Annotated in this window: 5 protein-coding genes and 1 pseudogene; all 6 read right to left on the bottom strand. The window is 41.2% G+C overall.

The window, feature by feature from the left end; genetic code table 11:
* Positions 1–131: pseudogene (locus tag BACFIN_RS23920) on the bottom strand (transposase); the annotation flags it as partial.
* Positions 132–330: 199 nt separating this feature from the next.
* Positions 331–1,425, bottom strand: coding sequence for a pectate lyase (pelA, locus tag BACFIN_RS01235; protein WP_007757896.1), 1,095 nt, complete (start codon positions 1,423–1,425; stop codon positions 331–333).
* Between the two features lie 151 nt (positions 1,426–1,576).
* Positions 1,577–2,917, bottom strand: a complete 1,341-nt coding sequence (locus tag BACFIN_RS01240) for a TolC family protein (RefSeq protein WP_004306530.1) — start codon at positions 2,915–2,917, stop codon at positions 1,577–1,579.
* The gene (locus tag BACFIN_RS01245; protein ID WP_007757895.1) at positions 2,914–5,946 is read right to left on the bottom strand and encodes an efflux RND transporter permease subunit; all 3,033 of its coding nucleotides are present in this window, start codon (positions 5,944–5,946) and stop codon (positions 2,914–2,916) included. The genes BACFIN_RS01240 and BACFIN_RS01245 overlap by 4 nt, the downstream gene beginning before the upstream one ends.
* A gap of 12 nt (positions 5,947–5,958) precedes the next feature.
* Positions 5,959–7,044, bottom strand: a complete 1,086-nt coding sequence (locus tag BACFIN_RS01250; protein ID WP_007757894.1) for an efflux RND transporter periplasmic adaptor subunit — start codon at positions 7,042–7,044, stop codon at positions 5,959–5,961.
* Between the two features lie 207 nt (positions 7,045–7,251).
* Entirely contained in the window at positions 7,252–8,886 is a 1,635-nt protein-coding gene (locus BACFIN_RS01255; RefSeq protein ID WP_007757893.1) for a hypothetical protein, read from the bottom strand.
* Between the last annotated feature and the right edge of the window lie 10 nt (positions 8,887–8,896).

Genomic DNA, 8,896 nt, shown 5'->3' with positions numbered 1-8,896 from the left:
GAGAAAGGGAATAGAGAATGGAGTCGACCTAATTCACTCGTTGCAAAACTTTGACGATATTTTTTAAGCATATCGAACTCGGTAAAACCTAAACGAGGTTCGATTTCTGAGATTTTTTGTATCTTTACCATGTGTTTTTATTTTAGATTACCCCCGTTTTGGCCGTCAAACCGTTTTTTGGGGGGAATGCTTAAAGATACAAAAAAGGCAACTAATTCGCAATGAAGTAGTTGCCTTAAATTTTATTATTTTAGGAATATCCCTAAGGACTTAAAGATTTTTCGGATATTTACATTTGCAATGTAAACATCAAACTTTCATCAGTTATGATTACTTATTCTGTTCTTTTTTCCATTTTTCATATCTCTTCAACACCTTGCTTCCATCTTTGTTATACCAACTATAACCATTTCGGCGTTCGTGTCCGATTTCCGATATATCATATTTTTTAATGCCATCACGGTCGCAGAAAAAAGGTCGGTTTGTTTCCAGATCATAAAAACGTGCCCAAAGAGTAGGACAGTCTTCACAGGGAACCATGCGATAGTCTTTTTTGCCATCACTGTTAGTGAAATATTCCTTCTGTATTCCTTTTATTTCAGACTTTTGGAACCATTTGATAGCACCTTCTATGGATTTTACAACGTCTGCAGATGGATGGGGAAGTGACATCAACAGTAATACAATGTTGTCCGACTCTTGTCCGCTTAGTGATGGGAGTTCATAGGCACGTGCTTTGCAGGGTTCCAAAGTGACACGGTCATGTTGGGCGCACCACACTGTTAACTCTCCATTTTGGCGCACCTGCGTTTTGAGTATACACTCTATCCCTTTATTAAATGCATTACGTGCTTGTTCACAGATCTTGTTAGGAAGGAAAGTGTACGGAGCTTTCTTTTCGTATATGCTCCGAAGTTGATTCATGACTCTCACCATTGCATTGTCATTGTAGGTGATTTGTACATAATAACCTTTGGGACGCGGATAAAATTGAGGCCATCCACCGTTTTCATACTGCGATTTGAGCAGATATTGAATACCGTTCAGCACTCCTTCTTTATATTTCTCCTTTTGCGTAGCCAGATAAAGCCGTGACAAATATTCTATTTCTGTCGTGGTGGCATTGTTGTCAATGGTACTTTGGTTGGTATCTTTTTTAGCTTTTAGTGCCGCATTATATTCTTGTTCCGTCAGTTCTGCCGGCATATAGATATTCTTGGGCCAGCCTCCAGTCGTTTGTTGATAGAGTAACACGTTGTCACCAATGCGTTGGGCTTCTTCCGTCTTGAAGAAATCATCGTCAAATTTGGGGGCGATGTGTACCCATTCTTTGTAGTTCTGTTGTTTTCTGTAATCTGTTGCTTTTTGGGCTGAGGCGTTTGTCAGGATAAAAAGTAGCAGTAAGAAAAGACTTAGTTTTCTCATGGCTTTTATTATTTAATGTTTTTATAGTATGCAAATGTAGGAAGAAAGAAAAACATCGATATGTAATAACTGTTTTTTATACAGTAAAAATTGGGTTAACCCTCCCGATAAGAAGATTAACCCAATCAAAAAATAAATGGAAACTACTTCCTTATTCCAGATATTTCGTAATCTTTCCGCTGATTTGCAACAGGGATATTTCGCAAAGTTTCGTATTATATTCAGCAGAAAGGATGCGTTCCTCTGCATCTAACAAACTTTTTTGTGCTTCACGCACTTCAAAACCGGAGAGGTCCCCCTGTATATAACGGTCCATGGCAATATCGTGATTGTCTTTGGCGGTTATCAGGTTTTGACGTTCCAGATTCAGCAATTGAAGATTGTTGCGATAGGCTTGCCATAGGTTACTGAGATCAGAGCGAAGTGCTAATTCCAAGTCCTGTCGTTCCAGGCGACGATTCTTGAAAGCCAGACTTGCATTTCTCTTTTCGCGGCGACGATTACCGTCGAAGATATTAAAACCGACAGTTATTCCGGCATTAAAGCCCAGTTCACCTCTTCTGCTGTTTGCATTGATGTCATATTTGTTGAACGTATATCCATATCCGGTATTTAATTTGAGATATGGATAGTTGCGTGAGTTTATTTTCTTGTAGTCCAATTGGGCAAGTACCGTGTTTTGATCGGCCTTGAGCAAAGAAGCATTGGTTGCTAACGTAGAATTCCACAAATCATCAAATTGCAAGTCGCTGTGTACGTCGATGGTGGAGTCTTTGATAATAATGTTTTGATTGACATTGTTGTTGGCCATTAGTTCATTCAACTGGATGCGTGAAGAATGGAGCAATTCCTGTTGTTTGATGTATTGGGCACTGTCTGCATTGAAATCCACTTTTGCCTGCTGATAATCCAGTCCTGAAAACTTACCAACCAGGTGACTAGCCTCGGCTATGCGTAAGCGCTCTTTGGAAAGCGACATTGCATAATGAAAGTTTTTCAGACGAATCTTCTGCTGGATAAAATTATAGTATTCGGAAGTCAGGGCAGCAATAAAATCTTCAATAGCAATACGCGTGTTGGTTTCCCCCTGACGTTCCAGCTCTTTCAACTGTTTGTAGGTGGTACTGATATTGAATCCGTCGAAAATAGTCCAGTTGAGGTTAAGACCGACATTAACCGTCTGATCGTAGACTCCGTTATTTTTTGTTATTTCCCCGGTAGCACGCGCCTTGGTCTCAATATTGTCGAGGTTTCCGGTATATCCGGCAGAGAAGTCCAGTGTAGGCAGGTAACCCGCATTTCCCAACGTTGCGTTGTTTTTGCTGATCTGCTCTTCGTTATGGATGATACGTAAAGAGTAATTGTTTTGCAATCCTTCTTCCAGACACTCCTTGAGAGTGAGAACTTGTGCCTTTGCAAAAGAGACTGATAAGAAGGCACATGCAATGGTGATATAAATGATGCGTTTCATGCAAATTCCTTTCTGTTTCATTCTTGTAGTTTTTTGATTCGGTTAGTCGAAATGTAACTGTAAATAGCCGGTACAATGTACATTGTAAGCAGAGTGGATACGACCATACCACCCACTACCGCCGTACCCATGGCAATACGCTGGTTACAACCTTCTCCGGTGGCAAATGCCAGCGGGATAAGTCCCAAAACCGTAGAGGCACTTGTCATCAGAATCGGACGGAGGCGTTGAAGGGCAGCATCTTTGATGGCACTCATTTTATCCTCTCCGGCTTCCTGTTTCTGATTGGCAAATTCTACAATAAGAATACCGTTCTTCGCCACCAGACCGATCAGCATGATAATACCGATCTGACTGAAAATATTCATCGTAATATCTCCGAAATACATGAAGACCAAAGCTCCGGCAATAGCCAGCGGCACTGTCAGCATGATAACCAACGGGTCTTTGAAACTTTCGAACTGTGCTGCCAGAATCAGGTAAATTAGGAGAATAGCCAGGATAAAGGCAAACATCAGACTGGAAGAACTTTCACGGTATTCCTTTGAGTCTCCGGACAGAGCTGTACGGAAAGTATCATCCAATGTTTCTTTTGCTATCTTGTCCATTTCGTCCAAACCTTGACCGATTGTTTTTCCATCGGCTAAGCCTGCAGAAATGGTAGCCGACACAAAACGATTGTAACGGTACAATTTAGGAGGAGCAATACCATCTTCCAATTCGATCAGGTTGTCTAGCTGTATCATGTCTCCATTATTGCTGCGGATATAGATCGCTTTCAGATCGGCCGGCTTATTTCGCTGTTGCCGGTTGATTTCTCCCAAGATCTCGTATTGTTTTCCATTCATATAGAAATACCCCATACGTTGTCCGCTTAATCCATACTGCAAAGTTTGGGCAATGTTTTTAGTACTTACTCCCATAATGCTGGCTTTATCACGGTTGATTTGAATACGGGCTTCCGGTTTACTGAACTTCAAGTCAACGTCTGCCATCTGAAAGACCGGGTTTTCATACACTTTTGCCATGAATTTGGGCAATACCTCTTCCAGTTTTTCCAGATTGGTAGCTTGAAGAACGTATTGAACCGGCATACTTCCGCGACGACCGCCGAAAGAAGACTGTTGCTGCACAAACGAACGTGCCATCGTCTTTTTCTGTACCGCTTTCGATATTTTTTCGGCTACTTCCATCTGGGTGTAGTTACGGTCCTGCATATCTTTCAAAGTAATACGCACGTTACCGCTACCACTGGAAACACGTGCAGTCACGGCTTCGGCGTCAGGAAGAATGGAATCGACAAGTTGGTTGATATCTTCTGTGTAATCCCGGATATATTCATAAGTCACACCTTCTGCACCACGAGTGTTGATGCTGATTTGTGAACGGTCCTCCAAAGGAGCCATTTCGGCCGGTACTATATTCCACAGAATTCCGATGAGACATATAGTGATGACCGTGAAAGGAAGGGCAATCCAGCGTTTGCGAAGGAAAGCAGCCAATGAACGGCTATACAGGCGGTTCATACCCTCAAAGAAAGGTTCTGTTTTCGCATAGAACCAACTCTGTTTCTCCCGTTTTATCAGTAATTTGGTTGCCAGCATAGGCGTGAAAGTCAGTGCGGCAAATGAAGAAATGATAACCGAACCGGAAATCACAATACTGAATTCACGGAATAATCGTCCGGTCATACCATCCATAAAGACGATGGGGAAGAATACGGCAACCAGTGTAATGGTTGTCGAGATGACAGCAAAGAAAATTTCTTTAGCTCCTTCTATTCCCGCCTCTTTCGGGCTCATTCCTTTTTCTATCCGGATATAGATGTTTTCCGTCATTACGATAGCGTCATCCACCACCAATCCCACAGACAATACGATGGCAAGCATAGAAAGTACGTTGATGGAGAAACCAGCCAGGTACATGACGAAGAATGCACCGATAAGGGAGACGGGAATCACAATACAAGGTACCAACGTAACACGCCAATCGCGCAGGAAGAGGAAGATAATGATGATAACGAGTACGAAAGCTTCATATACGGTGGACTTTACTTCATTGATAGATGCACGGATAAATTTAGTGTTGTCGAATCCGTAATTATAATGTACATCTTCCGGCAAATCCTTTTTCATTTGCTCCATACGCTGATATACTGCGTCGGCAATTTCGATATGGTTGGCACCCGGTTGCGGAATGACTACGACACCTACCATTGGTACGCCATTCATCTTCATGTAACTTTTGATGTCGGCAGGACCTAATTCAGCCCGACCTATGTCACTGAAACGTACGATGCGGTTATCCGATTCCTTGATAATCAAATCGTTAAATTCATCAGCTGTATGCATCAATCCAAGTGTTCGGATTGTCAGTTCGGTAGTATTTCCCTCGATACTACCTGACGGAAGTTCCACGTTCTCATTGTCTACCGCATTTTTTACGTCAATAGGGCTGATACCATAGCCCGCCATTTTTACCGGATCCAGCCAAAGGCGCATGGAATAACGTTTCTCTCCCCAGATAGAAACGCTACTTACATCGGAGATGGTCTGCAACTGCTCCTTGACTGTCAGGTCTGCGATTTCGCTTAACTCCAATAGCGAGCGTTTGTCGCTCTGTAAAGCAACCATTAAGATAGGTTGTGCATCCGCATCAGCTTTCGATACGGTAGGAGGGTCACAGTCACGCGGTAAATACCGTTGTGCACGTGATACCTTATCACGCACGTCGTTTGCAGCGGTTTCCAGATCGACGGACAATTCAAATTCTACAGTGATACGGCTCTGTCCTTGTTGGCTGACACTGGATAAAGAGCGGATACCCGGAATACCGTTAATATTCTGTTCCAACGGCTCGGTAATCTGGTTCTCGATAACGTCGGCATTTGCTCCCGGATAAGAGCAACTGACAGAGATGATCGGATTATCCACTGACGGATATTCACGGACACCCAGATAGTTGTATCCGATAAATCCGAAAAGTAAGATAATGATGGTTAGTACGGTGGCTAATACCGGGCGGCGTATGCTTAATTCGGATATGTTCATAGGGCGCAGGTATTAATCAATTTTGTCAAGCGTTACGGCAAGTCCGGTACGGAGTTGCAGTGTTCCTGAGGTGATGATGGTATCTCCCATGTGCAACCCCCTTATTACTTGTACTTCGGATGCGGTACGAATACCGGTTATGATATCCACCGGTTCGGCTTTTCCCGATTTATATAAATAGACCTTATCTTTACCCATTTCCGGGACAATTGCTTCTGTGGGGATAGCGATTGCGTTTTCAATCTCGTCTTTCTTCAATAATACACTCGCATAGCGGCCGGGTAGTAAAATATGCTTCACATTCGGATAGAGTGCACGTGCTGTAAATTGGTGCAGATTAGGGTCAATAGCTGATTCAACGGCATATACCTGCGCACCGAAAGCGTCCAGATTACCTTCAACACTGAAATTCAGGTTTGTTCCTTTCTTTATTTGCTTGGCGTAACGTTCCGGTACGGAAAATTCGACTTTTAGCGGAGCGATTTTGGTTAGTTTGGCAACCACTGTTGTCGGTGAAGCATAAGTACCGATACTGACTTGGCGAAGTCCGATAACTCCGTCGAACGGAGCGCGCAGTTCGGTCAGTTCAATATTTGCTTTTATAATTTCGATATCGGCATTCAAGGTTGCCAAATCTGTTTTTACTTGTTCATACGCTTCTTTACTGACAGCATCTCGCTTCAGCAATGCGTCTTGACGGAATACACGGTCTTCTGCCAGTTTCAACTGTGAGACGAGGCGTTGTAGTTGTGCCTGTAACTGTCGGTCGTTTACTTTGGCAAGCAACTGTCCTTTTTTCACCGATGTTCCTTCTTCAAAATTGATTTCAACAATCTTTCCGGAAGTTTCAAAAGATAAATCTACTTCTTCATCGGGTAGCAATACACCGGTAGTTGTAAATTCGTCTGTCAGGGATTGCGGTTTTATAATTTTGGCGTTTACATTTAAAACTTGTCTCCCTTTTTTAGATTTGCCGCTCATTATTTTGTCGGCTGCTGTTAGTTCGTCGTTCTTTTTGGGTAATTGTGAATAAATTCCTCCACCGATAATTCCGGTACCAACAAGGATGATGATCCCCCATTTAGTCTTCTTATTCATGGTTTAGTATAGTATATAGCATATTACATTGTATCTTCAGTAGGTTAGATTGTTTTTGATAGAAAAGGTTTAATTGAATAATGATAAAATAGAAGTAATCTTCCCTCTTTTATTAATTAGAGGATGTCCGACTTTCTGGGGATAGTTTATTCTCAGACATCCTCTGACTGATAATTTTTTGCAATACCTTATTAGGTCTAAATATGTTTAATTTCGTAATTCAAACCATGGGCAGTAACCTCCTTCTTTGTTACATTTATCTCCATTTTGGTCACACCCTGTTTTGATACATATTCCTGTGCCCATTTGATTAGAAAGTCCACTATCAAAGTAACGACATTCATATCCGTGTCTAAAAGTATTATCTTGAGACTGAGGAGTTGCGTTAGAAACTGGAGTGCGTCTCTTTGGTGTATTTGCAGGTTTTGGGGCATTGAAATAATACGATCCATTTCCTTCCCATATCGATTCGTTGCATAGGGTACAGTACTCTTGATATGCATAGTCAAAGGTTATTTTCCCTCCTTTATATTTAATGTTGTCGATATCCATTTCTTTACTGATGTCTGTGCTACCACAATGCGGGCATTCTTCTATGCTTTTTTTTAATACTGTGTCACTGTTGTATTCCTGTGTATATTTACACTTTTCACACACATCTTTGTGATGATAATGTACGGTTGTTTCGTTATATACATAGGCGCTATGTGTAATATCTCCATTGGCTTCTAAATGGAAATGAATGTTACATTTTCTTATAGTTCTTTCCCGTCCGGTTTCTTCCTTATGGCGGTTAATACTGTTGATGGCATGGCAGCGTGTGCAGCGCGCTTCTAAATTTAAGTAATTTTTTAATCCTCTAATTAGCATATATCCCACTCCCATATAACATGGGAAAAGAATCAGCCACACACTATGATAGTGTTCTAAGAAGATGATGGAAAGAACATATATAATAAGAAATGTTCCTGCGCGAAGTGTGAAGTTGATAATATTGTTAGGGACAATCCGGACAATCATCATACCCCAAAGAATTACGAACAATAGTATTGCTGCTGGTATTGTATATAACACATACATATAAATTCCTTCGATGATAGATCCACTGTTGTCAGTATCGGTTCCTGGTTCTATTAGTAATGTGCCTTGTGGCTCATATACATTTAGTGAAAGAATATCAGAGTAGAAGAACAAAAAACCGAAAAGGTTCGAACTCTCATTGGAACATCGGCTTCCGGTGACAATTCCTTTTTCATCTGTGAGCAGAGTGACAGAGTGTCCTCTACTGATTCCTGAAACATGAGTTAGATATGGAAATGTGTAAGAGCCTTCTTGCTTATTGCATAATGTATAGTCTCCCCATTTGGATATGATTTCTGTAATGGGGCGTTTATAAGGATCGAAAGTGTGGAGCCAAGTACCACCCATATAATAATGATAATTAGGATTAATCATTTTAAGGGGACGCTGTGTTTCCACGCTTCTACTTGGTATGGTAAAGCGATTTCCATCCTTATCTTCCATTAACGTGTTTTGTTCGTCTGTTTGGCAAATAACCGTTATTTCTGTATTTTTTGAAAGTGTATATCCTTTCTCTGCTAAATAATAGGTGACATCTGTCTTAAGTTTTCCTTTTTGTTTTTCTTGGGCAACAAAGTGTGTTTCATCTTTTAAGTATGATAAATTATCTTTGGGTGATAAACTATCTTTGGATGGTGAGGATTCTGTTGAACTTTGTTTGTCGGATTCTTGTTCTTCGGAATTTAGAATGAATCCACCGACGAATAATGCAGACGTTGTCAGTACATTTAAGATAAGAAAAATGATGCAGCCTTTTTTCATGGTTTTAAAA

The sequence above is a fragment of the Bacteroides finegoldii DSM 17565 genome (genome assembly GCF_000156195.1).
GTDB lineage: Bacteria > Bacteroidota > Bacteroidia > Bacteroidales > Bacteroidaceae > Bacteroides > Bacteroides finegoldii.
The sequence above is the reverse complement of the archived record's forward strand: the minus strand, read 5'-3'. Positions and strand labels throughout refer to the sequence as shown.

Coding starts and splice junctions, on each gene's coding strand:
- pelA (WP_007757896.1), bottom strand. CDS start 1,425: ATGAGAAAACTAAGTCTTTTCTTACTGCTACTTTTTATCCTGACAAAC.
- BACFIN_RS01240 (WP_004306530.1), bottom strand. CDS start 2,917: ATGAAACAGAAAGGAATTTGCATGAAACGCATCATTTATATCACCATT.
- BACFIN_RS01245 (WP_007757895.1), bottom strand. CDS start 5,946: ATGAACATATCCGAATTAAGCATACGCCGCCCGGTATTAGCCACCGTA.
- BACFIN_RS01250 (WP_007757894.1), bottom strand. CDS start 7,044: ATGAATAAGAAGACTAAATGGGGGATCATCATCCTTGTTGGTACCGGA.
- BACFIN_RS01255 (WP_007757893.1), bottom strand. CDS start 8,886: ATGAAAAAAGGCTGCATCATTTTTCTTATCTTAAATGTACTGACAACG.